This window comes from Cellulomonas sp. PSBB021 (assembly GCF_002240455.1).
In the GTDB taxonomy this organism is placed as follows: domain Bacteria; phylum Actinomycetota; class Actinomycetes; order Actinomycetales; family Cellulomonadaceae; genus Cellulomonas; species Cellulomonas uda.
This window is the reverse complement of the sequence record NZ_CP021430.1, coordinates 3,081,375-3,107,118: the sequence shown is the minus strand read 5'-3', so window position 1 is coordinate 3,107,118 and position 25,744 is coordinate 3,081,375. Positions and strand designations below refer to the sequence as shown.

Annotated in this window: 23 protein-coding genes; 10 read left to right on the top strand and 13 right to left on the bottom strand. The window is 73.8% G+C overall.

Features of this window, described 5'->3' with window-relative positions; genetic code table 11:
• Positions 1-27: 27 nt before the first annotated feature.
• The 10 genes from CBP52_RS14250 to CBP52_RS14205 form a co-directional block, all read right to left on the bottom strand.
• Positions 28-582: a DUF3291 domain-containing protein gene (locus tag CBP52_RS14250; protein ID WP_094181507.1), complete on the bottom strand. Its 555-nt coding sequence runs from the start codon at positions 580-582 to the stop codon at positions 28-30.
• A 34-nt stretch (positions 583-616) separates the two neighbouring features.
• Complete coding sequence (locus CBP52_RS14245; protein ID WP_198303473.1) at positions 617-1,933, bottom strand: NAD(P)/FAD-dependent oxidoreductase; 1,317 nt, start codon at positions 1,931-1,933, stop codon at positions 617-619.
• On the bottom strand, positions 1,888-2,652 hold the full coding sequence (locus CBP52_RS14240) for a rhodanese-like domain-containing protein (protein ID WP_094181506.1): 765 nt from the start codon (positions 2,650-2,652) through the stop codon (positions 1,888-1,890). The genes CBP52_RS14245 and CBP52_RS14240 overlap by 46 nt, the downstream gene beginning before the upstream one ends.
• The gene (locus tag CBP52_RS14235; RefSeq protein ID WP_094181505.1) at positions 2,649-3,593 is read right to left on the bottom strand and encodes an alpha/beta hydrolase fold domain-containing protein; all 945 of its coding nucleotides are present in this window, start codon (positions 3,591-3,593) and stop codon (positions 2,649-2,651) included. The genes CBP52_RS14240 and CBP52_RS14235 overlap by 4 nt, the downstream gene beginning before the upstream one ends.
• Entirely contained in the window at positions 3,586-5,211 is a 1,626-nt protein-coding gene (locus tag CBP52_RS14230; RefSeq protein ID WP_198303472.1) for an amino acid adenylation domain-containing protein, read from the bottom strand. The genes CBP52_RS14235 and CBP52_RS14230 overlap by 8 nt, the downstream gene beginning before the upstream one ends.
• An 8-nt stretch (positions 5,212-5,219) precedes the next feature.
• Entirely contained in the window at positions 5,220-5,702 is a 483-nt protein-coding gene (locus tag CBP52_RS14225; RefSeq protein WP_198303471.1) for a GNAT family N-acetyltransferase, read from the bottom strand.
• Complete coding sequence (locus CBP52_RS14220; protein ID WP_094181502.1) at positions 5,693-6,172, bottom strand: hypothetical protein; 480 nt, start codon at positions 6,170-6,172, stop codon at positions 5,693-5,695. The genes CBP52_RS14225 and CBP52_RS14220 overlap by 10 nt, the downstream gene beginning before the upstream one ends.
• Entirely contained in the window at positions 6,169-7,545 is a 1,377-nt protein-coding gene (locus tag CBP52_RS14215) for a condensation domain-containing protein (protein WP_094181501.1), read from the bottom strand. The genes CBP52_RS14220 and CBP52_RS14215 overlap by 4 nt, the downstream gene beginning before the upstream one ends.
• A gap of 582 nt (positions 7,546-8,127) precedes the next feature.
• Positions 8,128-9,918, bottom strand: coding sequence for an ABC transporter ATP-binding protein (locus CBP52_RS14210; RefSeq protein ID WP_198303470.1), 1,791 nt, complete (start codon positions 9,916-9,918; stop codon positions 8,128-8,130).
• On the bottom strand, positions 9,915-11,765 hold the full coding sequence (locus CBP52_RS14205; RefSeq protein ID WP_094181499.1) for an ABC transporter ATP-binding protein: 1,851 nt from the start codon (positions 11,763-11,765) through the stop codon (positions 9,915-9,917). Before CBP52_RS14205 ends, CBP52_RS14210 begins: the two co-directional genes overlap by 4 nt.
• Before the next feature lie 226 nt (positions 11,766-11,991).
• On the opposite strand from CBP52_RS14205, the gene CBP52_RS14200 reads away from it, so the two are divergent.
• The 8 genes from CBP52_RS14200 to CBP52_RS14170 all read left to right on the top strand — a co-directional run bounded on the left by CBP52_RS14200 (position 11,992) and on the right by CBP52_RS14170 (position 21,142).
• Positions 11,992-12,981, top strand: a complete 990-nt coding sequence (locus tag CBP52_RS14200) for a pseudouridine synthase (RefSeq protein ID WP_094181498.1) — start codon at positions 11,992-11,994, stop codon at positions 12,979-12,981.
• A 111-nt stretch (positions 12,982-13,092) separates the two neighbouring features.
• On the top strand, positions 13,093-15,225 hold the full coding sequence (locus tag CBP52_RS14195; RefSeq protein WP_094181497.1) for a family 43 glycosylhydrolase: 2,133 nt from the start codon (positions 13,093-13,095) through the stop codon (positions 15,223-15,225).
• A gap of 71 nt (positions 15,226-15,296) precedes the next feature.
• Complete coding sequence (locus tag CBP52_RS14190) at positions 15,297-16,787, top strand: endo-1,4-beta-xylanase (protein ID WP_094181496.1); 1,491 nt, start codon at positions 15,297-15,299, stop codon at positions 16,785-16,787.
• Positions 16,788-16,894: 107 nt separating this feature from the next.
• A complete protein-coding gene (locus CBP52_RS14185; protein WP_094181495.1) occupies positions 16,895-17,761 on the top strand; it encodes an N-acetyltransferase in 867 nt (288 codons plus the stop codon).
• A gap of 80 nt (positions 17,762-17,841) precedes the next feature.
• Positions 17,842-18,477 carry an HAD-IA family hydrolase gene (locus CBP52_RS14180; RefSeq protein WP_232514512.1) on the top strand — a complete coding sequence of 212 codons (636 nt, stop codon included), beginning with the start codon at positions 17,842-17,844 and terminating at the stop codon, positions 18,475-18,477.
• A 69-nt stretch (positions 18,478-18,546) separates the two neighbouring features.
• Positions 18,547-18,696, top strand: a complete 150-nt coding sequence (locus CBP52_RS17665) for a hypothetical protein (RefSeq protein ID WP_157732646.1) — start codon at positions 18,547-18,549, stop codon at positions 18,694-18,696.
• Positions 18,697-18,779: 83 nt separating this feature from the next.
• Complete coding sequence (locus CBP52_RS14175; RefSeq protein WP_094181494.1) at positions 18,780-19,916, top strand: ThiF family adenylyltransferase; 1,137 nt, start codon at positions 18,780-18,782, stop codon at positions 19,914-19,916.
• Positions 19,916-21,142, top strand: coding sequence for a hypothetical protein (locus CBP52_RS14170; protein ID WP_198303469.1), 1,227 nt, complete (start codon positions 19,916-19,918; stop codon positions 21,140-21,142). The genes CBP52_RS14175 and CBP52_RS14170 overlap by 1 nt, the downstream gene beginning before the upstream one ends.
• Before the next feature lie 24 nt (positions 21,143-21,166).
• Here the strand turns inward: CBP52_RS14170 and CBP52_RS14165 are convergent, their stop codons facing one another.
• Positions 21,167-21,949: a hypothetical protein gene (locus CBP52_RS14165; protein WP_094181492.1), complete on the bottom strand. Its 783-nt coding sequence runs from the start codon at positions 21,947-21,949 to the stop codon at positions 21,167-21,169.
• A gap of 83 nt (positions 21,950-22,032) precedes the next feature.
• Positions 22,033-22,758 (bottom strand): SDR family oxidoreductase, encoded by a 726-nt coding sequence (locus CBP52_RS14160; protein ID WP_094181491.1) that lies wholly within the window; start codon positions 22,756-22,758, stop codon positions 22,033-22,035.
• 104 nt (positions 22,759-22,862) lie between these two features.
• Between CBP52_RS14160 and CBP52_RS14155 the strand changes: the two genes are divergently transcribed.
• Positions 22,863-23,711 carry a LysR family transcriptional regulator gene (locus tag CBP52_RS14155; protein WP_094181490.1) on the top strand — a complete coding sequence of 283 codons (849 nt, stop codon included), beginning with the start codon at positions 22,863-22,865 and terminating at the stop codon, positions 23,709-23,711.
• Positions 23,712-23,885: 174 nt separating this feature from the next.
• Positions 23,886-24,887, top strand: coding sequence for an SMP-30/gluconolactonase/LRE family protein (locus CBP52_RS14150; RefSeq protein WP_094181489.1), 1,002 nt, complete (start codon positions 23,886-23,888; stop codon positions 24,885-24,887).
• Positions 24,888-24,915: 28 nt separating this feature from the next.
• Here the strand turns inward: CBP52_RS14150 and CBP52_RS14145 are convergent, their stop codons facing one another.
• Entirely contained in the window at positions 24,916-25,731 is an 816-nt protein-coding gene (locus CBP52_RS14145; protein WP_141321306.1) for a DUF4190 domain-containing protein, read from the bottom strand.
• Positions 25,732-25,744: the final 13 nt, after the last annotated feature.

Genomic DNA, 25,744 nt, shown 5'->3' with positions numbered 1-25,744 from the left:
GCGGCGGCGGTGCGGGGTGCGCCGCGCTCAGGCGTCGGCGGGCTGCGCGGCGACGAGACCGCGCACCCGGACGGGCGAGCCGTCGGCGTCGAACGCCTGGCGCAGCGTGAAGGCGTACGGGCTCGGCCCGGTGTCGTGCAGGTGCTCGAGGCGGCGGCACGCGTCCGCCCACGTCGGGATCACGTCGTCGTCGACCCACCACACCGCGTACGTGGGCCACTCCGGCTTGAGGAACCAGTCGTGCCGCTGCGCGAGCGCGGTGCGGTGGATGCCCGAGTAGACGAAGGAGAACACCGACTCCAGGTCCGTCCACAGCGACAGGGTCGACGCGCGGCTGTCCGTCTCGTCGGTCCGGCCGCCCGTGTAGAACCGCGGGACCTCGAACCGTCCCCAGGCGCCCCAGTCGCGGTTGAAGTTCGTGATGTGCGACTGGTCGGGGCTCTCCTTGGCCCGCGCGACGAAGCCCGGGCTGTTCTCGGCCTGCGCGAACGTCGGCGGCGTGAGGTCGTCGAACCCCTGCACCACCGGGTCCCCGTACGGCCGCTTGAGGATCGCGAAGGTCGTGAAGGCGACGCGTGACATCGAGCTCTCTTTCGTCCGGAGGGTGACGGGCGGGCTACGCGGACGCGAGCGAGGCCGCGCGTGAGCGGCCCGCCATGAGATGCGTCAGGAGCGCCCGCTGGAACCGGGCGGGCTGCGCGAGCCGCCCCGTGACGTCGAGGTACAGGCGCGCGAGGTCGTCGTCCGCGCAGACCGCCTCGAACATGCGGCGCTCGGACTCCTGGTTGCGACCGACGAGCGAGTCCGCGCAGATCCCGTCCACGTGCGGTCGGATCTCCGCCGCGTGGCCGGCCGCGTAGTCTGCGAGCGCGGCCGCCACGTCGTCGGGCCCGAGCGACCGGCCCTCGAACGCGCGGCGCAGCAGGTCCGCGGACAGCAGCGCGAACCCGCACCCCGTCCCGCTCATCGGGTCGAGCGACAGCGCCGCGTCTCCCACGAACGGCACGCCACCGGCCACGGTGCTGCGCACCTGGTTCGGGTAGTCCGTGAACCCGAGGACCGGCGAGTCCAGGACCGCACCGGACATGTCCGGGACCGCGTCGAGCCGCGCGAAGTACCGCACGAGCTCGCGCGCCCGTTCCTCGCCCCGCCAGTCCTGCACGCGCTCGTGCTCCGCGAACAGGACGAGCGCGGTGCGTCCGTCGACCAGCGGGTACAGGCACGCGAGGTCGCCCTCGGTCCGGACGAACACCGAACGGTCGCCCGCCGGCGCGTCGATCCCGCGGAAGTAGGCGAACACCGCGGCGCGCTGGTTCGGCCGCACCTCGGCCTCGTTGCCCAGCAGCCCTGCGACGCGCGAGCGCCGGCCGTCCGCCGCGACCACGAGCCGCGCCCGGACCTGCCGGCGGGCGCCGCCCTGGCGCAGCGTCACGTCCCACCCGTCGCCGCCCTGCCGGACCTCGTCGACGCCCGTCTCGTCCAGGAGCTCGGCACCCACCTCACGCGCGCGGGCACGGACCTGCGGGTCCACCACGCGCCGCTCGAGGTTGAGCGCGTACGAGTCCGGGCGATCCGGGTCGTAGCCCGTGCCCGGCGGGTCGATCACGCCGCCCGACGTCACGAACACCGCCTTCGTCGCGATGCCGTGCTCGCGGCCCCGCAGGTGATCCAGGCCGAGCGCGTCGAGCAGCGGGACCGCGTGCGGCTGCACGAAATGCGAGCAGAGCTGCTTGTAGTGGTCGTCGGTGAGCGACCGCTTGTCCACCACCGTGACCCGGTGCCCGAGGCCCCGCAGGTGGATCGCGGTGGCGCAGCCCGCGAGGCTCGCACCGACGACGAGGACGTCGGTCTCGAGCGCGGGCTGCACCACGCGGTCGTCGTGCGACGTCATCCGGCGCAGCCGCAGGCCGAGTGCGCACCGTCCACCGCGCACGCCTGCTCCGCGGCGCCCTCCACGGGGTGCCCGTCGCGCTTCCACCAGTCGAGCCCGCCGATGAGCTCCTTGACGCGGAACCCCTCGCGGCCGAGCTTCAGGGCCGTCTTCGTCGAGGCGTTGCAGCCGATCCCGTCGCAGTACGCCACGTACAGCGGCTCGCGCGAGAGCTCCGCGACCGACTCCGGCGTGATCGTGCGGTGCGGGATGCTCACCGCGCCGGGGATGTGCCCGGACGCGTACGCGTCCGCGCTGCGCCCGTCGACGACGACGATGTCCTCGCCCTCGGCCAGCGCGACCGACAGGTCCCAGGAGTCGATCTCGTACGCGAGCTTCGCCTCGTAGAAAGCCAGCTGCTCGGTCTGCTCGTCGATCGGTGTCGTCTGGACCACGGTGTCATCTCCTCCTAGGAATCGTGCTGCCATGTCGTGCAGGTCGGCGATGGTGCTGGGGGTCTCGAGCGCGTCGGGGTTGTCGACGAGGTCGACGCCCGCGTCGTCGAGAAGCGCGACGATCACGCTGATGGTCAGGAGCGAGTCCAGACCCAGGTCGCTGAGCGCGGTGTCGTCGGGGACCGAGTCGTCGACCGGTCGACCGAGCGCGCCCTCGAGGTACTGCGCGACCTTCGCCCGCACGGCCTGGCTCACTGCGGTCCGGCTGACCGCGGTGCTGCTGACTGCGGTGCTGCTGACTGCGGTGCCGCTCGCTGTCGTCGTCATGTCGTCCTTCCGTGGGTGGTCCCGCCCGCTCCCGCGGGTGTGCGCAGCGCTCCGGTGATGTCCCGGGCGAACGTCTCGACGGCGTGCCGCGCGGAGCGCAGGCTCGGCGCGTACAGGCAGAAGTCGTGCGGCAGGTCGTCGAGCACGAGATGGCGGACGTCCGCGCCGCGCGCGCTCACCTGCTCGACCCACGCGAACGCCTCGTCGCGCAGCACGTCGCACCCCGCGGTCACGACGAGCGTCGGTGCGAGCCGCGCCACGTCGGCGTCGGGCAGGTGCATCGGGTCCAGGCCGAGCGCGTCGAACGCCGGCCGCAGCAGCGCCGTGAACTGCCGCATGGCGTCCCGGTCGAGGAACAGCCCGGCGCCGAACTGCTCGTACGAGGGGCGCTCGGTGTGCAGGTCGAGCACCGGGTACAGCAGCACGACCTGCGAGAACATGTCCGGAAGCGTGCGCAGCGCGAGCAGCAGCGAGAGCAGACCGCCGACGCTGTCGCCGACGAGCACCAGGCGACGCCCCTCGACCGCGCGGGCGCGCGCCGTCACCCGCAGCGCGAGGTCCCCGACCGAGCCGAGCACCGGGTTCTCCGGCGCCTTGTCGTAGTCGAACGCCTCGACGGGGGCGCGCAGCTCGTCGGACAGCACCCGCAGGAACGGCGCGAAGACGTCGGTCGAGTAGTAGACCAGCCCGCCGCCGTGCACGTAGAGCACCCACAGCTCGCCCTCGTCGTGCACCGGACGCACGACGAGCGAGCGGCTGCCGGTGCGCTCGGAGGCCGGACGCCCCTCGTCCTGCGCGGCGGACCCCGCGCCGAACCGGGCGACCCAGCGCTCGGCGTCACGGCGGTCGTCGGCGAGCGAGCGGGTCGTGCCCGTGCGCGGCGAGACCAGCGCGCGTGCCGTCGCGAGCCGCGCGAACTCCCGGTCGACGCCCTCAGCCACGCCCCGCCCCGATCGTCGGGGCGGCACCGTCGGGCAGCAGCGCGAAACGCGTGTCCCGCGTGCCCTTCGCGGCGTCCGCGAGACGGCGCAGCAGGTCACGCTCGTCGGTCTTGCCCGTCGACGCCACCGCGAGCGACGGCGACCAGCCGACGAGCGTGGGGAGCATGTACCCCGGCAGCAGGGCCGCGAGGCGCGCCTCGACGTCCGCGAGCACCGCCTGGTCGGGCGCGACGACGATCATCGCGATGACCTGCTGCGCGTCGCGCGGCAGCAGCGCGACCGCCGCACGCTCGACGCCCGGGCAGCTCAGCGCGGTCTCGCGGATCTCGCCCAGGTGGATCCGCCGGCCGGCGAGCTTCACCTCGTCGTCGTCCCGGCCCCGGAACACGAGCCGGCCCGCGTCGTCGTAGCTGCACAGGTCGCCCGTGCGGTAGTACCGGACGCCGTCGACGACGACCACGCGCCGCGCGGTCTCCTCCGGCTGGTCGAAGTACCCGCGCATGACCTGGTCCCCGCCGACCCACAGCTCGCCCACCGCACCCGGCGCCGTGACCTCGCCCGTCTCGTCGACGAGCCGCACCCGCACCCCGGTCAGCGGTGTGCCGATCGGGTAGGAGCCGACGCGGTCCCGGTCGACCTCACGGATCTCGTACGCGAGGCACACGATCGTCGCCTCCGTCGGGCCGTACACGTTGAGCACCCGGACGGCCGGCAGCGCGTCCTTCCACGTGTTGATGACCGTCGGGTCGCACACCTCCGCGCCCGTCATGACCATCTCGAGCCGCGGGAACGTCTCGCGGTCCACCTGCCGGCCGTCCTGCGTGATGATCGTCAGCAGCGTCGAGACCGCGATGAGGTGCGTGATCTGCTCCCGCTTGAGCGCACCCCGCATGACCGGGCCCGCGTGGATGCCGCGGAACTGGAACACGTACGCGCCCAGCGACAGCGGCAGCAGCGTGTCCTCGATCGACACGTCGAAGTGGAACGGCGACAGGCTGAACACGCGCGAGGCCGGCGTGAACCGCAGCACCTCGTTGTGCGCCGCGAAGTACGCCACGAGGTTCGCGACCGTGATCTCGACGCCCTTCGGCTCACCCGTCGAGCCCGACGTGAAGATGATGTACGCGGTGTCCTGCGGCGCGTGCACCACCGTCTCCCACGGCTCGGACGGCCCCGCGAGCACCGCGTCGAGCTCGCCGCGGCCGACCCAGCGCACGTCGTCCACCACGGGTTCGCGGTCGTCGAGCGCGAGCACGACGCGCGCCTGCAGGCGTCCGACGAGCGCGCTCAGCCGAGCCGGCGGCGCCGCGCCGTCCAGCGGCACGTACACCGCACCGCACTTCCACAGCGCGACCGCGAGCAGCGGCACCAACGCGCTCTTCTCGGCCATCACCGCGACCCGGTCACCCGGCCGCACGCCGAGCCCCGCGAGGTGCGCCGCGAGCGTCTGCGCACCGCGCTCGAGCTCGGCGAACGTCAGCGCGACCTTGCCGTCGCTCACCGCGGGCCGGTCCGGCCAGCGCAGCGCCGGCACGCGCACCAGGTCACCCAGCGCGGGCGCGACCGCGTCGCGGTCGGACTCGTCCACCGACCACGGCGCCAGCGCCGGCTCCGTCACCTCGCTCGTCAGCACTCCGCCTCACGCCCCTCGACCTCGTAGGAGAACCGCGCCTTGACCTTCGACGTGGCACCCATGCGCTCGTAGAACCCGATGCCCAGCTCGTTGTCCACCGGGGTCTGCCACTCCACCCACCCGCACCCCTGGGTGCGGGCGAACTCCTCCAGCCGCTCGAAGAACCGGCGGCCGATGCCCTTGCCGCGGTACGGCTCCCGCAGGAAGAGGCAGTCCATGTACGCGAACCGCCGCGCGCTCCACGTCGCGAAGTCCGTCGTGACCGTCATGAAGCCCGCGGGCTCGTCGCCGTCGGTCGCGAGCCACGCGTGCAACGCCGGCCGCGGGCCGAACAGCGCGTCGCGCCAGCGCTCGACCTGCCCGTCCTCGACGAACACCGCGCGCTCGTACGCCGCGTGCTCGCGGCACAGCTCGACGAGCACGTCCAGGTCGTCCGCCGTGATCGGCACGACCCGCACCCCCGCGCTCACACCCACCCCGAGAACGTCGTGCCGACGTACGCCGCCGCGGTCTCGTCGTCCAGCCGTCCCGCGGCCAGGACGTTGGTGACCCACGCGTCCCGCTCGAACGCGACGACCTCGAGCTCCCACACGCACGCGACGAGGTCCTGCTCGTCCAGCGGCGCGAGCGTCGTGCGCCCCTCGTCGTCGACGTGCACGCCCCGCACCCGGTGCTTGAGCATGTCCGCGTCGAACCACTGGCTCACGAGCAGGTAGTCGCGCTGCAGGCCCGCGTGCCAGATGAGGAACCCCCACGGGTGGTCGCCCTCCCCCGGCGGGTCCCCGAACGCCGCCGAGGCCTGCTCCCGCAGCCACTGCGCGCTCGGCGTGCGGTCGCGGTCCTGCTCGCGCGCGACCATCGCGTAGGCCTTGAGCGTGCGCCCCTGGGCCTGCACGGGCGGCAGCGCCCGGACGTGGCGCGGCGCGTAGGTGATGGGGTTGCTCATCCGGCCACCGCCTCGACCACGACCGACTCCATCTCGCGCAGCAGCTCCTCCACGCGGTGCCGCGGCACGAGCTCGGTGTCCGCCATGAGGTACAGGCCGCACGTGCCGTCCGCGTCGTCCACGCTCACGAACCACGTCGCGTCCTGGCGGTCCCACGAGCCGACGAACGAGGTGGTCGTCTGCGCCGTGAGCGCGCGGACCGCGTCGAGGGAGCCGTACGCGTCGACGTCGACCGCCCAGTCGCGGCCGATCCGCATGTCGTTGAAGAAAGACCCGAGGCCCGTGCCGCCGCCGTGGCGCTCGCGGGCCTGCGCGACCAGCCGGTCTCGCGCCTGCGGGTCGTACTGCGCGTGGCGGTACGCGCTGAGCCCGGCGGCGAACGTCCGGCGCGCGGCGGTGCGGAAGTCGTCCGCTCCCGCCAGGTCGACGACGAACAGCGCGTTCTCGGCCAGCGGCGCGACCAGTCCCCGGCTGCGCTCGTCGAGCCGGTTGCTCGCGATGAGCTCGAGGGCCACGCGGTCCTGCCCGATGAGGCGCCCGAGGACGACCACGGACGCCGTGAGCAGGACCGTGCCCGTGCTCACGCCGCACCGGCCCGCCACGACGGTCGCCGCGACCGCGAGCGCGCGCGACGAGATCCCGAGCTTCACGAACCGGTCGGGCTTGCCGTCGGCCTCGGCCGGAGGGAACGGCGCGTGCGGGATCGCCTCCAGGGTCCGGGACCAGTACGCGAGCGCGGCGTCGCCCCGGGCCGCACCCGGGCCCGCGAGCTCGTGGCGTGCCTGGTCGACGGGCTGCCACTGCGGCGGCGCCTCGGCCGAGCCGTCGAGGAGCCGCTCGACGTCGCGCTTCAGCAGGTCGGCCGCCCAGCCGTCCGCCGCGAGGTGCGACACCGCGACGACGACGTGCGTGACCTGCGTGCCCGCGTGCTCGTCGTCCCCCTGACCGGACCGCGGCCCGGCGACGACGAGGCCGAACCGGACGGGCAGCTCGTCGTCGTGCCGGAACGTGTGCTGCGCCAGCCGCGCGGCCAGCGCGTGCGCCACCTCGGGCGCGTCGGACGGGTCGGCCGACGTGACGTGGACGGTGGTCGCCCCTTCGGCTCGGACGCGTTGGACCCAGTCGTCGTCGGTCTCGTGGAACGACGAGCGCAGACCCTCGTGCCGGGCGAGGAGTGCCGCGAGCGCGGCGCACGCCTGGTCCTCGCGCGTCCCGGGCGGCGCCTCGACGACGCGCGTCAGGTTGAAGTACCAGGCGTCGTCGCCGAGCCAGCGGATGGACGCGTAGATCGACCTCTGGCCCCACGTCATGGGCGCCGTGCGTGCGGCGCGTCCCGTGAACGTGATCGTCACGGGCTTCGGGTCGAGGTCCATCGATCTCCTGCCGTCGTCCGGGCGGTGGGAATGACACGTCGACCGGTTCGAGGGTGCGCGAGACCCACCCCCGACGACCGGTCCGAGAAATACGCCGCGCAGGGGCGCGACGACATATCCCTCTGGTCACGAAAACTGCGGCGCGAACGCAGTCCCTGCCCGGACCGTGCGCCGCTCCTCCCCTGATCACCGCCGTCCCCTCCGCGGCCGAGGAATGACCTCGGGGCGGGAGGGCCGGCGGTGCACTGTCGTACGAAAAATCGTTGTGTCCTGCATCTTCGCGATGCGTCGGCATGAAACGTATCGGTTCCGCAGGCCACGACGCGGACCATTCTGGACCATAAATCGATTAGGACGCAGCGTGATCGCTAATGTTCGCCCGCCACATTCTCGAACACGCGGAGGGGCGCATTTACCATCGCCCGCGCCGGGCCGTCAACGACCTGCCGGAGAATCTCATTCGGCATATCCTCGCGGAAACGTCCGAGAAACATTCACGCCCTGCTTGGACCGGATGATGAGATGGCTGGACCGGCGTCTCCCGGGGACACCGGACGGCGCCCGGGCCGGCCCAGGGCCGGGTCAGCGCGCGTACGCGCGCGCCTGCAGCTCCCAGAGCTGCGCGTACCGGCCACCCGAGGCGAGCAGCTCCGCGTGCGACCCGTGCTCGACCACCCGACCCTCGTCGAGGACCACGATGCGGTCGGCGAGCTGGACCGTCGACAGGCGGTGGGTGACGAACACCGTGACACCGCCGACCGTGGCCGCGACCTCCTTCGCCGTCTCCTGGTAGGCGTCCACCAGGCGCTGCTCGGCGAGCGCGTCGAGCGCCGAGCCCGGCTCGTCGAGCACCAGCAGGAGCGGGTCGGGCCGCATGAGCGTGCGCGCGAGACCGATCGTCTGCCACTGGCCGCCGGACAGGTCCCGCCCGTCGGCGTACCCGTTCCCGAGGACGCCGTCGAGCCCGATCTGCGACGCCAGGCCACCGGCACGCGCGCGCTCCAGCGCCGAGCCGACGGCACCGTCGTCGAAGCCCGTCGGCAGGTGACCGAGCCCGACGCTCTCCCGCAGCGCGAGCTCGACCCGCGCGAAGTCCTGGTAGAGCGCCGCGGTCCGCTCGCGCCACGCGGTCGGCGCGACCGTCGCGAGGTCCGTGCCACCGACGACGACCCGGCCGTGAGTCGGGGCATAGAGGCCGGTCAGCACCTTGAGCAGCGTGCTCTTGCCGGCGCCGTTCTCCCCGACGACCGCGACGGACGTGCCGCCCGGCAGGTCGAGGTCGATCCCGTGCAGCGTGTCGGCCGCGGCGCCCGGGTAGCGGAACGTCAGTCCCTCGAGGCGCAGGCCGCCGCCCGCCGAGCCGGCCGAGCCCGCCGACGACAGGCCACCCACCGGGACGAGGTCCGCGAGCTGCTCGGCCGCGAACGCCGAGAACCGTCGCAGGCCCGCCGCGGCGCGGTGCACGGTGCCGAGCAGCTCGACGCCCGTGGCCATCTGCGTCGCGAGCTGGGTGGCGAGCACGACCGTGAGGACCACGTCACCCGCGCTCGCCCGGCCCTGCCGCACGAGCTCGAACGCCCAGAGGACGGCGCCGACGTACGCGAGGCCGAACGTGAACTGACCGACGCCGCGCTGGAGCGCGTACCTGCGGTCCGCGCGCGCCATCGCCGACTGGTAGACCCCGAGCAGGTCCTGCTGACGCCCGAGCAGGTAGTCGCCGCCGCCCGAGAGCCGGATCTCCTTCTGCGACGCGGGGCTCGTCGCGAGCCGCCGCAGGTGGCGGACCGCGCGCGTGGTCGTCGACTGCGCCTCGCGCGTCACCTGGAACGTCGCCTCGGCTCGCTTGCCCGCGACCACGGGCACCACCGCCGCGACGATGAGGAGCAGGAACCAGGGCGAGAGCGTGACGAGCACGGCCGCGGTGAGGACCACGCCCACGGCCGTCGCCCCGAGCTGGAGGCCGGACTGGATGGTCTCGCGCATCTGCAGCACGTCCTGCCGCAGCAGGTCGACGCGGTCGGCGTGCGCCGGGTCGTCGCTGCGGTCCAGGTACGTCGAGCCGTTCACGAGCCGCACGAGGTCGCGGTTGAGCTGCTCCTCGGTGAGCTCCGCGAGCTCGAAGTAGTAGAGGTGCGCGAAGTGCGCGAGCATCAGCTCGCCCGCGAGCGCGACCGCGAGCGCCACGCCCCACACGGCCGCCGTGCTCGGGTCGCCGTCGTTGACGCCGTCCACCACGCGCCCCGCGCCGAGACCCACGACCGGGGTCGCGATCGCGCCGAGGAGCAGGAGCGTCGCGCCGATGACGAACCGGCGTCGGTCGATCGTCCACGCGATCGCGAACAGGCGGCGCAGGCAGAACAGGACGTCCCTCACAGTGCAGCCCCCTTGAGCTCCGCGGCCGGCGCCTGCGCGTCCGCGGCGTCCTTGTGGTCGAAGCGGCGCGCCTGGACGTCGAACATCTGCGCGTACACGCCACCGGCGGCGACGAGCTCGTCGTGCGTGCCGACCTCGGTGATCCGCCCACCGTCGAGCACCACGATGCGGTCGGCGTTGCGGACCGTGGAGAACCGGTGCGAGATCACCAGGCTCGTCACGCCGCGCGTGAGCTCCAGGAACGTGTCGTAGAACTCCGCCTCGCCCCGCGCGTCGAGCTGCGAGGTCGGCTCGTCGAGCACCAGGACCGACGCCCCGTGCCGGACCGCGAACAGCGCCCGGGCCAGCGCGATGCGCTGCCACTGCCCGCCCGAGAGCTCGCGACCACCCTCGACCGACCGCGTCAGCGGCGACTCCAGTCCCAGCGGCAGGCCGGCGAGCAGGTCGCCGAGGCCGACGCGCGTGAGCGCCGAGACGATGCCGTCGTCGTCGTCGCGGTGCGCGATCGCCCCCATGGCGACGTTGTCGCGCAGCGTGAGCTCGTAGCGCAGGAAGTCCTGGAACGTCACCGCGAAGTTCCGCTGCCACGCCGTCTGGTCGTAGGTGCGCAGGTCGACGCCGTCGACCGTCACGACGCCCGAGTCCGGCGGGTAGATGCCCGCGAGCACCTTGACCAGCGTCGACTTGCCCGCGCCGTTCACGCCGATCAGGGCGGTCGAGGTCCCGACGGGCAGCTCGAGGTCGAGCCCGTCGAGGACCGGCAGGTCCGGGCGGTACCCGAAGCCCACGCCGGAGAACGTGATGGTGCGCGTGGGGGCCGGGGCGTCCGTGCGGGCGGCGACCGGGCCGGCCTGCTCCCGGATCGAGGCCTCGAGCTGCTGCATCGCGGTGTACGCGGCGCGCCCGTAGACGAGCTTGATGTCCGACTCGGGGAACATGACGCCGAACCGGGCGCACAGCACGACCGCCTGGACCGCCACGCTGACCGCGACGAGCCGCGCACCGTCGTCGCCCGCGACGTCGGACACGAGCAGGAGCGCGACCGCCGAGCCGACGAGGGCCGCGACCGCGTGCCCCACGAACGGGCGCCCGTAGACCCGGCGCCGCCAGGTCCACAGCGGCCCGAGCCAGCCTCGGGTCTCGGCCGAGAAGCGGTCCTCCAGCCAGCCGAGCAGGCCGAGCGTGCGGATCTCCTTGGCGGCCCGCGTGCTCGTCGCGAGCTCGCGCACGTACTGCACCCGGCGGCGGGCCGGCTGGAACGAGCCCCACAGCTCGCCCCACCGGTGGAACGCCTCGGCCTGACCCTGCCGTGCGACGACCGCCGCGACCGCCCCCGCGAGCGCGGCCCACGGGCCGGCCGCCCACCCGAGCAGCACGACCGCGCCGGTGAGCTGCACGTAGCGCGCCGTCAGCGCGAGCCCGCCCTCGAGCGCCGAGCCGGGCGTCCACACCCACTGCTCGAACGCCTCGTCGACCTGCGTGAGCCGGTCCGCGACGTCGGGCCGCTCGAGCCCGGCGAGCGTCGCCTCGTCGAGCGTGAAGCGCGTGAGCCGGGCGATGCACGCCGCGTCGACGCGGCGCGCGATCTCCCGGGACAGGACGAGCTGGACGGGGGCGAGCAGCTGCTGCAGCAGGAACGCCCCGATGGCGACCCACAGCGCGGGCGGCAGGCCGCCCGAGACGACGTCGGGCAGCGCGAGGGCCGTCGACACCAGGAAGACGACCGGCGCGACGCCCGCGAGGACGTGGACGCCGATCGTGAGCGCGAGGAGCGGCGCTCCGGCGTACGGCGCGAGCTCGCGCATCTGCCGCGCGGCCGCCTGCCGCCGGTGGACGCGCTCCCACACCGGATGCGCCGATTGCACCTCTTTGCCCCCTGTCACGCCGCGCATCCTGGCACCCGGGACCTTGGTCCCGTCAAGCGCGACCGGCGCGTCGTCTCGCCTGACGGGCACGGGCGTGTGCGTCCACGCAGGCCAGACCGCCACAGCGGACCGCCCAGCGGCTCGCGCAGCGGCTTGTCCAGGGGCTCGCGCAGCGGACCGGACGGCGACCCGCTCGTAGACTCGCCGCGTGCCACCCCGCTCCCCGCTCCCGGCACGCCACGGCCTCGACGCCGCCCGCCTGCGCACGCCCGACCGGGTCGGCACCACGCCCGCGCCGTGGCCGACCATGGGCGCGTGGCTGCGTCACCGGCTGCCCGAGCACGTGGACGTCGCGGGGATGCTGACCGAGGGCCGGTTCGTCGACGAGACCGGCCGCGCGCTGCACGACGACGACGCCTTCGTCCCCGCGCGGTACGTGTGGTTCCACCGCGACCTGCGCGACGAGCCGCCCGTGCCGGGCGTGGTGCACGTCGTGCACCGGGACGACCGGCTCGTCGTCGTCGACAAGCCGCCGTTCCTGTCCACGATCCCGCGCGGCCGGCACGTGACGCAGAGCGTCGTCGTGCGGATGCGCGCGGCCCTGGGCCTGCCCGAGCTGTCCCCGCTGCACCGGCTCGACCGCGTGACCTCGGGCCTGCTCCTGCTGGCGACCGAGCAGCGCTGGCGCGGGCCGTACCAGAGCGCGTTCGAGCGCCGCCGGGTGGACAAGACGTACCTCGCGCTCGCGCCGCTGCGCCCGGACCTCGAGCTCCCGCTCGTCGTGCGCGACCACATCCGCAAGGAGCGCGGGACCACGCAGGCGCAGGTGGTGCCCGGTGCGCCCGTCAACGCCGAGACGCGGATCGAGCTGGACCACGAGGTCGACGGGCCCGACGGCACGAGGCTGGGCGTGTACCGGCTGACGCCGCGGACGGGCCGCACGCACCAGCTGCGGCTGCACCTGTCCGGGCTCGGCATCCCGATCGTCGGCGACCCGCTGTACCCGGTCGAGCGTGACGTCCCGGTCGACGACTTCCGCACCCCGCTGCAGCTGCTGGCCGCCGAGATCGCTTTCACCGACCCCGTCGACGGCACCTCCCGACGTTTCCGCAGCGTACGGACGCTGCCGCTCGTGACCGACGCCCTCCCGCACGCGCTGGGGGCGGACGAGAGGTCGACGAGCGGTCGACTCGACTAATCGTTTCCCCCGGATCCGCAGCCCGGGAAGCGCGTGCCACAGTCGGCCCAAGGCGCCATGTGAGCGATAACACGGCGCATGGCTCGAGCATCGCTTTCCGGGAGCGCGCACATGAGCGACATCGTCGTCGTCACGTCCAGTCATGCCTCCACGCGTCCGTCCGGACGTCTCGCGAGGTCCGCACGCCGCCCACGGCGACGACCGTGGACGGCGGTCCTGGCGCTCGCGAGCCTCGCGCTCCCCGCGCTCGTCGCGGTGGCCGCGGCACCCGCCGCCACCGCCGCGACCATCGACACCGGCGCGTCGTACGTGCTGCTGAACCGCCAGTCGGGCAAGGCGCTCGACGTGTACGACCTGGCGACGAACGACGGCGCGCGGATCACGCAGTGGAGCCGCAACGACGGCGCGCAGCAGCAGTGGCAGTTCGTCGACGCCGGCGGCGGCTACTACCGGCTGAAGTCCCGCCTGTCGGGCAAGGTCCTGGACATCACCGGCCGGTCCACGGCCGACGGCGCCGCCGTCATCCAGTGGTCCGAGAACGGCGGGACCAACCAGCAGTTCTCGATCCAGGACGTCGACGGGTACGTCCAGCTCATCGCACGGCACAGCGGCAAGGCCGTCGAGGTGCAGAACGCGTCGACCGCGGACGGCGCGAACGTGGTGCAGTACGCGGACTGGAACGGCGCGAACCAGCAGTGGCAGCTCGTCCGCCTCGGCGGCGGCAGCACCACGCCTCCGCCGCAGACCGGCACGTTCACCAACCCCGTCGTCTGGCAGGACTTCGCCGACGGCGACATCATCCGCGTCGGCGACGCGTACTACTACTCGGCGTCGACCATGCACTACTCGCCGGGCGCACCGATCCTGCGCTCGTACGACCTCGTGAACTGGGAGTACGCGGGTCACTCGGTGCCGCGCCTCGACTTCGACGACGCCGGCTACGACCTGTCCGGCGGCCGCAAGTACGTCAAGGGCATCTGGGCGTCCACGCTCGGCTACCGGCCGAGCAACCGCACGTACTACTGGTACGGCTGCACCGAGTTCAACCGCACGTACGTCTACACGGCGTCGGCCGTCGACGGCACGTGGTCGAAGAAGGCCCGGATCAACAACTGCTACTACGACGCCGGCCTGCTGGTCGACGACAACGACACGATGTACGTGGCGTACGGCAACGGCACGATCAGCGTCGCGCAGCTCAACGCGGACGGCACCGGGCAGGTGCGCGCCCAGCAGGTGTTCCAGACGCCGTCGAACGTCGGCACGCTCGAGGGCGCCCGGTTCTACAAGCGCAACGGGTACTACTACATCTGGCTGACGCGTCCCGCGAACGGCCAGTACGTGCTGCGCTCGAGCTCGCCGTTCGGGCCGTACGAGATGCGCCAGGTGCTGCTCGACCTGCCCGGCCCGATCTCGGGCGGCGGCGTCCCGCACCAGGGCGGCCTCGTCCAGACGCAGGCCGGCGACTGGTGGTACATGGCCTTCACCGACGCGTACCCGGGCGGCCGCGTGCCCACCCTCGCGCCGATCACCTGGACCGCCGACGGCTGGCCCACCCTGCAGACCGTCAACGGCCGCTGGGGCACCACGTACAACCGCCCGAACATCACGACGAGCAAGACGGTCGCCCCGATGATCGGCCGCGACACCTTCGTCGGACCGACCCTGGGCCACCGGTGGGAGTGGAACCACAACCCGGACACGAGCCGGTTCAGCGTCGGCAACGGCCTGCGGCTGCAGACCGCGACCGTCACCAACGACCTCTACAACGCGCGCAACACGCTGACCCACCGCATCCAGGGCCCGTCGTCGACGGCCACGGTCGAGCTCGACTACTCCGCCATGGCGAACGGCGACCGGTCGGGCCTGGCGATGCTGCGGCAGTCGTCGGCATGGATCGGGGTGGTCAAGTCAGGCGGCTCGACGCGCGTCGTCATGACCGACGGGCTGACGATGAACAGCTCGTGGGCGACCACCGGGACCGGGGTCGAGCGCGCGTCGGCGAACGTCTCGGGCGGGCGGATCTGGCTGCGCGCCACCGCGGACATCCGCCCGGGCTCCGGCCGGACCGCCACGTTCTCCTACAGCACCGACGGCACCACGTTCGTGCCGCTCGGTCCCGCGTTCGTCCTGAACAACCAGTGGGAGTTCTTCATGGGCTACCGGTTCGGGATCTTCAACTACGCCACGCAGGCGCTCGGCGGCGCCGTGACGGTCCGCAGCTTCGACCTCACCACGCCCTGAACCTCCCGCACGTCGTCGGCAACCGTCGACCGTGCGACCAGCGCACGGTCCCGACAGAGAGTGAGTCACGCATGCGCACGACAACCCCACGGCAGCACGGCTGGCGGCGACGAGCGGTCGCGCTCGCCGCCACCACCGGGCTGGCCTTCACGACGATGGTCGCGCTCGCCAACCCCGCCCAGGCGGCCTCGACGCTCGGCGCGTCCGCCGCGGAGAAGGGCCGGTACTTCGGCACGGCCATCGCCGCGGGCCGACTGAGCGACTCGACGTACTCGTCGATCGCCAACCGCGAGTTCAACATGATCACCGCCGAGAACGAGATGAAGTGGGACGCGACGGAGCCGTCGCAGAACAGCTTCAACTTCAGCCGCGGCGACCAGATCGCCAACTGGGCGCGCTCCAACGGCAAGCAGGTGCGCGGTCACGCGCTGCTGTGGCACGCGCAGATGCCCGGCTGGGCGCAGAACCTGTCCGGCAGCGCGCTGCGCAGCGCCGCGATCAACCACGTCACGCGCGTCGCGTCGTACTACCGCGGCAAGATCCACTCGTGGGACGTCGTCAACGAGGCGTTCGCCGACGACGGGCGCGGCAGCCGCCGTGACTCGAGCCTGCAGCGAACCGGCAACGACTGGATCGAGGCCGCGTTCCGCGCCGCCCGCGCCGCGGACCCGGGCGCCAAGCTCTGCTACAACGACTACAACACCGACGGCATCAACGCGAAGTCCACGGGCGTCTACAACATGGTCCGCGACTTCAAGGCCCGCGGCGTGCCGATCGACTGCGTCGGGTTCCAGTCCCACCTCGGGACGAGCCTGCCGGGCGACTACCAGGCCAACCTCCAGCGCTTCGCGGACCTGGGCGTCGACGTGCAGATCACCGAGCTCGACATCCAGCAGGGCGGCAACCAGGCGAACATGTACGCCCAGGTGACGAACGCGTGCCTCGCGGTCGCGCGCTGCAACGGCATCACCGTGTGGGGCGTGCGGGACTCCGACTCGTGGCGCACGGGCGCCAACCCGCTGCTGTTCGACGCGTCGGGCAACAAGAAGGCCGCGTACACCTCGGTCCTCAACGCGCTCAACGCGGGCGGCGGCAACCCCGGCAACCCCGGTAACCCGGGCGACTCGTCCATCGACACGAACGCGTGGTACGTGCTGCTGAACCGCAACAGCGGCAAGGCGCTCGACGTGTACAACCTCGCCACCAACGACGGCGCACGGATCACGCAGTGGTCCCGCAACAACGGCAACCAGCAGCAGTGGCAGTTCGTCGCCACGGGTGACGGCTACTACGAGATCCGGTCGCGACTGTCCGGGAAGAACCTCGACGTGTACGCCAAGTCCACGGCCGACGGTGCCGCGATCGTCCAGTGGACCGACAACAACGGGTCCAACCAGCAGTGGCGCGCGACCGTCTCCAACGGGTACGCGACCATCACGAGCCGCCTCAGCGGCAAGGCGCTCGAGGTCCAGGGCGCGTCGACCGCCGACGGCGCGAACATCGTCCAGTACTCCAGCTGGGGCGGCGCCAACCAGCAGTGGCAGCTGGTCCGCGTCGGCTGACCGACGCACTCCCCCGGGGTCGGTCCGGTCCGCGTGACCGGGCCGACCCCGGCCCGTCCGACGCAATTGCCGTGCGCCCCGCGGCCGGCGGGGTGTGGGATCGAGGCATGCCGATCACCTCGTCGACGCCCGCACCGGACCGGCTCGCGCACGTCGTCGCGACCCTGCGCGCGTGGCAGGACGAGGCCGTGCCCCTGCAGCTGCACCCCGGTGACCTGGGCTGGTTCTGGCGGTTCGGCACGGACGCCGTGGCCGCAGCCGTCCGGACGTGGAGCCGGGACGACGAGCTCGTCGCGATCGGCTTCCTCGACGGCCCCGACGCGCTGCGCCTGACGCTCACGCCCGGGGCGTGGCGTTCCGACGAGGTCGCGCGCCAGGTCGTCGCGGACGTCGTCGACCCTCGTCGCGGTGTCCTGCCCGAGGGTGCGGTCGTCGTCGAGTCGCCGAACGCGAGCCGCGTGCACGAGCTGCTCGGTGAGCGCGGCTGGCCCGCGGGCGAGTCCTGGACACCGCTGCGCCGCGACCTGCGCGCACCGGTGCCGGAGCCGGACCTGCACGTCGAGGAGGTCTCCGCCGAGACGTGCGCCGACTTCACCGCCGTCCACCGCTCGGCGTGGGGGAACGAGCGGTTCACCGACGAGGTGTGGCGGACCATGGCGGCCGGGGTGCCGTCCGCCGAGGCGCGCTGCCTGCTCGGCCGTGACGCCTCGGGCGTGCCCGTCGCGGGCGTCACCGTGTGGTCGGCCGGCCCGGGCCGGCCGGGTCTGCTGGAGCCGATGGGCGTGCACGCCGAGCACCGCGGGCGCGGGTACGGCCGGGCGATCTGCCTCGCGGCCGCGTCGACGCTCCGCGCCCTCGGCGCGTCGTCGGCGCAGGTGTGCACCCCCACCTCGCTCACCTCCGCGGTCGCCACGTACCGCTCCGCCGGGTACGAGCCCGGACCCGTCCGGCTGGACCGCACCCGCCCCACGTGACGGGCTCCGCCGGATAGCGTCCGACGAGTGACGACCCACCCGCTCGACGCCGCCGATGCACGAACGCCCCCGCGGACGAGGTGACCGTCGCGGCCGTCCTGCTCGACATGGACGGCACGCTCGTGGACTCCACCGCGGTCGTCGAGGCCGTCTGGGGCGAGTTCGCCGCCGCGCACGGCGTCGACCTCGACGCGGTGCTGAGCGTCTCCCACGGGCGCCGCACGATCGACACGGTCGCCGACTTCCTGCCGGACCCGCACCAGGCACGCGTCGTCGCAGCCGAGATCGAGGCCGCCGAGCTCGTCCGCCTCGACGGGCTCACCGCGATCCCCGGTGCGCGGGACCTGCTCGCCTCGCTGCCCGACGCGCGCGTCGCCGTGGTGACGTCGGCCGAGCGGGAGCTCGCGGTGCGCCGGCTGACGGCGGTCGGCCTGCCGTGCCCCACCGTTCTCGTCGCCGCGGAGGACGTCGCAGCCGGCAAGCCCGCTCCTGACGGGTTCCTGCGTGCGGCATCCGCGCTCGGGGTGCCCGCCGACGACTGCGCGGTCTTCGAGGACGCGGAGGCGGGCCTGCGGGCCGCGAGGGCCGCCGGGGCGTTCACCGTGGTCGTCGGCGGCCACGAGTCGCCCACCACCAGGGGACTGCGGCGAGTCGACGACTTCCGCCAGGTCAGAGCCCGCGTCGAGGGTGACCGCGTGGTGCTCGCACTCCCCTGAGCTCCGGGTGACGTCCGCGCGCGGGCCGGGTGAAGCTCGTCGTCCCCGCGTATCAGCCGCGGCGTCGACGTGTCCTCGTCCGACGTTGCCGCCGCGACGAGTGGCGACAGTCCGACGAGGGATGCAAGGGGGTGCAAGGAGATGACGATCGACATCATGGAGGTCGAGGAGATCACCGCGACGCGGATCCACCTCGACCCGGAGGCCGGCGGCGCCTGATCCCGCCCGCGAGCCGGCCCGGTCACGACGACCGGGCCGGCTCGTCTCGTCCGCCCGCCCATCCGCCTCCCGAGGGACCGACCATGCTGCCCCGTCTCAAGTCGCTCAACTGCCTCGCCGGCGACGGCGAGCTGATCGTCAGCCTCGACCCGAGGGTCCGCACGCGCGTCGCGGACCCCGACGGGCAGGTGCTCGCGCTGCTCACGCTGCTGCGTGACGGCACCCGGGACGTGCCCGCGCTGGCCGCCGCGCTGCGCGAGCGCCACCCCGCCGTCACGCCGGCCGACGTCGCGGCGGCCGTCGCCCAGCTCGACCGGCTCGGCTGGCTCGAGGACGCGGCCGCGCCGCAGACGTCCGACGCGCACGACCGCGAGCGCTACTTCAGCAACCTCGCGTTCTTCGACGCGTTCACCACCCTGTCCGTGCCGCGCGAGCAGCCGCAGTCGCGGCTGCGGGACGCGCACGTGCTGGTGCTCGGCGCGGGCGGGCTGGGCTCGTCGGTGCTGATGAACCTCGCCGGGCTGGGGGTCGGTGCGGTGACGGTCGTCGACCAGGACCGTGTGGAGCTGCGGAACTTCGCGCGGCAGTTCACGTACACCGAGGCGGAGGTCGGGCAGCCGAAGGCCGAGCGCGTCGCCGCGTGGCTGCGGGCGTTCGACCCGACGCTGCGCGTCGAGGCGTTCCGACGACGCGTCGAGTCGCCCGACGACGTCACGGCGCTGCTGCGGGGGTCCGCGCTGTCCGCGCTGCCGTCGCTCGTGGTCTCCGCGATCGACGAGCCCGACGAGGTGGACCGCTGGGTCAACGAGGCGTGCGTGGCTGCCGGCGTGCCGTTCATCCGCGGCGGCCTGGCGTACACGCAGGGGCTGTACTGGTCGGTCGACCCGGGCGTCTCGGCGTGCCGGGAGTGCCTGGAGCGGCACCGCGCGCGGCTCGCGGACGGCATCGACCGGGAGGTCGTCGAGCGTCCGCGGGTGCTCGAGCAGGACCGCGTGAACCGCGCGATCGGGCCCGTGACGAGCGTGCTCGGCGGGCTGGTGTCGCTCGAGGCGATGCGGTTCCTCACCGGGCTGACCGCTCCCGTCTCGCTGGGCCGCTACCAGCTCGTCGACTTCGCGGGCGACGGCGGCACGACGAGCGATGCGTGGCCCGCCGACCCCGACTGCCCGGTCTGCGCGACGGCCCCCGCCCGGGCGGCCGCGCGCGCCGCCGTCGCCTGATGACCGCGGTCTCGCCCGCACCGGTCACGGACCCGCAGCTCGGGCCGACGTCCGTGCTGCGGCTGCACCCGCTGACCCGCACCGCCCAGGGCGACCGTGTGGTCGTCGGGCGTGCCGACACGGGGCGGTTCGTCGCGATCCCCGCCGTCGGCGCCCGCGCCCTGGACCTGCTGGCGGCGGGGCGCACCGTCGCCGACGTCTCGCGCGCCGTCACGCCGCCGGACGCCGACGAGCCCGTGGACGTCCTCGCGTTCGCGGCCGGCCTCGTGCGGCTCGGGTTCGTCGCGGCCGTGGACGACGAGCGCGCGGTCGCGGCCGACGACGACGCACCGGCCGGGCACGGGCTCGTCGTCGCCCCGCGCGCCAGGGCCCGGTGGCTGTTCTCCCGGTGGGGCGCGGCGCTCGCGGGGCTCGGTGCGGTCGTCGTCGTCGGCCTGCTCGTCGTCGTCCCGGACGTGCGTCCTGATGCGCTCGACGTGTTCTTCCTCGGCACGCCCGCGCGCAGCCTCGCCGCGCTCACGCTCATCACCTACGTCCTCGCCGGGCTGCACGAGCTCGCGCACGTCATGGCCGCCGCCGCGCTCGGCGTCCCCGCGCGGCTGCGCATCACGCGCCGCCTGTACTTCCTGACGTTCGAGACGAACCTCACCGGGCTGTGGGCGCTGCCGCCGCGGCGACGCGTCGGGCCGCTGCTCGCGGGCATGGCGTTCGACACCGTCGTCCTGGCCGTGGTGCTCACGCTGCGCGCCGCCGGCCTCGGTCCGGACGCCCTGCTCGCCGCGCTCGCGCTCGTCGAGGTGTCCGCGATCGTCTTGCAGTTCTTCGTGTTCCTGCGCAGCGACGTGTACGCGGTGATGACCGCGCTGCTCGGCTGCACCCACCTGCAGCGCACCACGCGCCTGCTCCTGCGGCGCACCGCCCGGCGCCTGACGCCCGACGAGCGCGCGACGCTCGCCGCCACCTCCCCGCGGGACCTCGCGGTCGCGCGCTGGTACCGGTTCGTGCACCTGGGCGGGATGCTCCTCGCGGCATGGTTCCTCGTCGTGCTGTTCCTGCCGTCGACGTGGCACCTGCTGGTGTGGATGCGCGACTCGCTCGTCACCGCGGGCCCCACCACGTGGGCGTTCTACGAGGCGCTCGTCCTCGGGATCCTGCTGCTGTCCCCCCGCCTGCTGACGGCGGTCGTGGCGCTGCGGGACCTGGCCGAGCGCCGACGGCGCGCCTGACGCGCGGATCGGCGGCCCACCGCGTCAGTGGGGCGGTCGCAGGTCCGCGAACGCCGTGCCCGCGACGCAGCCCAGCTCGCCCGGCTGCAGGTAGACCCCCGGCACGTGCACGTCCCGCACCACGCCGTCCGGGCCGCGCGCCACGAGCACGCACTCGTCCCCGTCGCCCGTCGCGACCGCGACCGACCCGTCCTGGACCGCCGCCGTGACCTCGGCCAGCGGCGTCACGCCGTTGGCGTGCGGCTCGAGCCGGGCGGTGACGTCCGCGACCACGCGGTCCGGTGCGGGGGGCTGGGCCGGCATCTCCTCGAGCACCGACCACACGGCGTCGTGCGCGTTGACGGCGACGCGCGGCAGCCGCGCGGGCGGGACGGGCACCGCGACGAGCCCGCCGTCGGGGCAGTCCACCCCGCGGGTGTCGAGCACACCGCGGCGGTGGAACGTCACCTCGAAGCAGTACGGCCCGGGGTCCTGCTCGTGCCGGGTCTGCTGCCAGTCCTGCTCCACGACGACCTCGGGGACCGTGATCCCGAGCGTGACCGACCCGATCGGCGAGCCGTACCCGCCCGCCGACTCCTCGTGCTCGACCCCCACCATCACGACGCCGGTCCCGCGCGCCGCCTCCACGACGTCCGCGGCGATCTCCGCGATCTCGTCGCCCTCGGTCCCGGACCGGTCGAGCAGCGTCTCGAGCGTGGACCGCGCGGCGTCGCGCCCCCGGGACTCGTCGTCGGCGCACCCGCCCGCCGCGGCCGCCACGAGCGCGACGGCGAGCACGACGACGGTGCGGCAGACGGTCGGGGGCACGCGTCAGGGTAGCGGCGGCGCGGGGCGATCCGTGGCGGTTCCTGCCGGTCCGCACCCGCGCCCGTGCGATCGCGGGCCCCTCCTCACCAGGGGATCGGGCCCGAGTCGCTGAAGAACCCGCCTGTCGGGCCGTCGTCGGGCAGGGTCGCGAGCTGGATCGCGACCTGCGCGCCCTGCTGCGGCGTGCGTGTCCCGCGGAACCCGTTGAGGTCGGTCGCCACGAAGCCCGGGCAGGCCGCGTTCATGAGGATGTTCGTGCCCGCGAGCTCCTTGGCGTACTGGACGACGACCGCGTTGAGGAACGTCTTCGACACGGAGTAGGCGGCGGAGATCGGGCCGGTGTCGGCGCCCGGGGTCGTCTGCAACGTCAGCGACCCCACGCTGCTCGACATCTGCACGACGCGCGGCGAGGGCGAGCGGCGCAGCAGCGGCAGCATCGCGTTGGTGACCCGGACGACGCCGATGACGTTGGTCTCGACCGCCGTTCGGATCGTCTCCGGCGCGACCATGGTCGGCGTCTGCGGCACCCCACCGACGATCCCGGCGTTGTTGACCAGCACGTCGAGGCGGCCCTCCTGGTCCTCGAGCAGCGCGGCGGCGGCCGCGACGCTCTCGTCGTCGGTGACGTCGAGCGGGACGCCGAACGCGTCGACCCCCGCCTCGCGGAGCCGCGCGACGGCCTCGTCGCGGCGCTGCGCGTCGCGCGCACCGACCCCGACCCGCCACCCGAGCGCGCCGAGGCCCGCCGCGATCTCGTACCCGATGCCCTTGTTCGCGCCCGTGACCAGCGCCGTCGTCTTCTGTGTCATGCCCTCGATCCTGCGGGCCCGCCGGGCGGGGGGGTCCAATACCGACTCGGTGCGACCGATACCCGGCAGGTATCGATCGGGCGCGGCGTGGTTAGGCTCGGAGGATGGAGACGCGGGAGCTGCGGTACTTCGTCGCCGTCGCCGAGGAGCTGCACTTCGGCCGAGCGGCCACGCGGCTCGGCATCGCCCAACCCCCGCTGTCCCGCGCGATCAGCCGGCTCGAGCGACGCCTCGGAGTCGAGCTGTTCGAGCGGACCAGCCGCGCGGTCGCGATCACGCAGGCCGGCGAGACGCTCCTGCGCGAGGCACGTGCCGTGCTCGACGCGGTCGAGGCGGCCGAGCGGCGCACCCGGCGCGCCGCCCGCGCGACTCCCGGACAGGCCGCCGTGGTGCTCGCCACCAAGGCCGGCGCGTCCACCGAGCTGCTCGCCAAGCTGCTCGACGCGTACGCCGCGGAGCCCGACTCCGTCCCCGTCGAGGTGCTGCTCAGCGGCATCGGCGAGCAGTCCCGCGTGCTGCGCGACGGCCGCGCCGACGTCGCGCTCCTGCACCTGCCGTTCGACGACGTCGCCGGCTTCGACTCCGAGGAGCTGCACACCGAGGGGCAGGTCGCGCTGCTGCCCGCCGGGCACCCGCTCGCCGCACGGCCGCACGTCGTCGTCGCCGACGTCACCGAGCTGCCCGGCCTCCCCCTGCCACGCTGGCCCGAGCCCGACGGCACCTACCTCGCCGGTCCCGGGCCGCAGGCGCACGACCAGGCCCAGCTGCTCCAGCTCATCGGCCTCGGGCGCGCGTGCGCGATCGTGCCCGAGTCCGGCCGGGTCATCGTGACCGAGGGCGTCGTCGCCGTCCCCGTCCTCGACGCCCCCCGGGTCACGACGGTCATCGCGTGGCCCCCGCACAGCCGGTCCCAGGCGGTCGCCGGGCTCGTCCGGACGGCGACGAGCCTCTAGCCCGGCCGACGACTCGGGCTGGTCGCTGGACGCCGGACGGGTCTGGACCGGGCCGCGACCCGTCCCTACAGTGAACGTCGCGCCGGTTCGTCCGAATCGACCGCGCACTCCGGGGGGCGACGGCGGGGGGCCCACGCCCGGTGAGACGCCCGACCCCGCCGCAGGGGTGCACCGATGCGATCCAGCCTGACGACCTCCCTCGCCACCGCCGTCGTGCTCACGATGCTCGCCGCCGTCCCGGCGTCCGCGCACGGGCCCGGCCCCCACGGACCGGGCCACCCCGGTGGCGTGCACCGCCCGACGACGTACCTGCTGGACCCCGCCGGACCCGCGGCCGACGACGTGTACCCCGAGGGCATCGCCACGCACGGCGACGACTTCTACGTCAGCAGCACCACCGACGGCACGATCTACCGCGGCGACCTCGACGAGCCGACCGCCACACCTTTCCTGCCCGGCGGCGAGGACGGCCGGACCATGGCCGTCGGCCTCAAGGTCGACCGCACCACCCTGCTCGTCGCCGGCGGGTTCACCGGCCGTGTGTGGGCGTACGACCTGCGGACCGGTGACCTGACCGGGGCCTGGGAGGTCGAGCAGGACGGGTCGCCCACGTTCGTCAACGACCTCGCCGTCGGCCCGCGCGGTGACGTCTACGTGACGGACTCGATGCGGCCCGTGCTCTACCGGATCGACGGGCGCGAGCGCCGCACCACCGGCACCGAGCCGCTGACGCCCGTCGTCTCGTTCGAGGGCACCGCTTTCACCTACGACCAGGAGATCAACGCCAACGGCATCGTCGTCTCACGCGACGGCCGGTACGCGATCGTCGCCAAGACGCCCACGTCCGAGCTGTTCCGGGTCGGGCTGACCGACGGGAGCGTCGAGAGCGTCGACCTCGGCGACGACGCCGTCGCCGGCGACGGCCTGCTGCTCGACGGACGCCGGCTGTACGCCGTCGAGTGGACCACCGGCGCACCCGGCATCGCGACCGTGCGCCTCGACCGGGACCTCGGCTCCGGCACCGTGGTGTCCCGCACGCCCGACGCGTCGTTCGACGACCCGACGACGGCCGCGCGCGCCGGGCACAGCCTGCTCGTCGTGAGCAGCCAGTTCGCGACCCGCTCCGCGGGCGGGACCCCCGAGCCGTTCACCGTCACCCGCATCCCCGCGCCCTGAGCCCCGGACCCGCTCGGCCCCGCGGCGACTACCGGCCGGCGTTCTGCAGCGTCCCCGTGACGTCGACCCCGTCCAGCACCACGCACGCCACGTCGCGGTCGCCCGCGTACCAGCCACCCTTCTGCGGGTAGACGTAGAAGACCTGCAGCTGCGAGTCGTCGTACCCCACCCCCACGAACCGCTCGAACCGCTGGAGGCAGAACGACTCCGCATCCTGCTCGACCTCGTCCACACCCGGGTAGGACCCCGCCGGGATCTGCTTCGTCGCGTACACCTCACCGTTGTGCGGCACCGTGCACTCCACACGCGGCAGGGTCGGCGCGTCGCTGCCGTCGAGGTTCGCCGCCGCGCCGGAGCTCACCTGCACGCAGTCGCCCACCATGTACGCCGACGTCGGTTCCTTCGCGTTCTGCATCGACACCACGACGAGCGCGCCGAGCACCCACGCCAGCGAGATCGCCAGCGACGCGATCGCCAGGCCGCGGCCCTTGGTCCGGCCGTCGCGCGTGCGCGTCAGCGCCGCGATCCCGAGGATCAGGGCGAGCAGCGTCCCGCCGATGATGCTGAGCACGAAGGCCGCGATCGCGAGCCGGTCGTACTTGCGCGGACCCTGCTCCATCGCTGCTCCGTACCCGGGCGGCAGCGGGCCCTGCGGGTAGCCCGCGGGCGCAGCCGGGTAGCCGGGAGCTGGCGGGTAGCCCGGGGCGGCAGGCGGGTAGCCCGGTGCCGGCGGGTAGCCGGCCGCCGCAGGCGGGTACCCCGGAGCCGCAGGCGGGTACCCCGCGGGGACGGACGGATAGCCCGGACCGGCCGGTGTCGTCGGGGTCGGCTGGTCGGTGGACACGGGTGCTCCTCGG

What these genes read in the sequence shown, in the direction of transcription:
- CBP52_RS14250 (WP_094181507.1), bottom strand. Translation starts at nt 582, where the DNA reads ATGTCACGCGTCGCCTTCACGACCTTCGCGATCCTCAAGCGGCCGTAC.
- CBP52_RS14240 (WP_094181506.1), bottom strand. Translation starts at nt 2,652, where the DNA reads ATGACGACGACAGCGAGCGGCACCGCAGTCAGCAGCACCGCAGTCAGC.
- CBP52_RS14220 (WP_094181502.1), bottom strand. Translation starts at nt 6,172, where the DNA reads ATGAGCAACCCCATCACCTACGCGCCGCGCCACGTCCGGGCGCTGCCG.
- CBP52_RS14215 (WP_094181501.1), bottom strand. Translation starts at nt 7,545, where the DNA reads ATGGACCTCGACCCGAAGCCCGTGACGATCACGTTCACGGGACGCGCC.
- CBP52_RS14195 (WP_094181497.1), top strand. Translation starts at nt 13,093, where the DNA reads ATGAGCGACATCGTCGTCGTCACGTCCAGTCATGCCTCCACGCGTCCG.
- CBP52_RS14190 (WP_094181496.1), top strand. Translation starts at nt 15,297, where the DNA reads ATGCGCACGACAACCCCACGGCAGCACGGCTGGCGGCGACGAGCGGTC.
- CBP52_RS14185 (WP_094181495.1), top strand. Translation starts at nt 16,895, where the DNA reads ATGCCGATCACCTCGTCGACGCCCGCACCGGACCGGCTCGCGCACGTC.
- CBP52_RS14175 (WP_094181494.1), top strand. Translation starts at nt 18,780, where the DNA reads ATGCTGCCCCGTCTCAAGTCGCTCAACTGCCTCGCCGGCGACGGCGAG.
- CBP52_RS14170 (WP_198303469.1), top strand. Translation starts at nt 19,916, where the DNA reads ATGACCGCGGTCTCGCCCGCACCGGTCACGGACCCGCAGCTCGGGCCG.
- CBP52_RS14160 (WP_094181491.1), bottom strand. Translation starts at nt 22,758, where the DNA reads ATGACACAGAAGACGACGGCGCTGGTCACGGGCGCGAACAAGGGCATC.
- CBP52_RS14155 (WP_094181490.1), top strand. Translation starts at nt 22,863, where the DNA reads ATGGAGACGCGGGAGCTGCGGTACTTCGTCGCCGTCGCCGAGGAGCTG.
- CBP52_RS14150 (WP_094181489.1), top strand. Translation starts at nt 23,886, where the DNA reads ATGCGATCCAGCCTGACGACCTCCCTCGCCACCGCCGTCGTGCTCACG.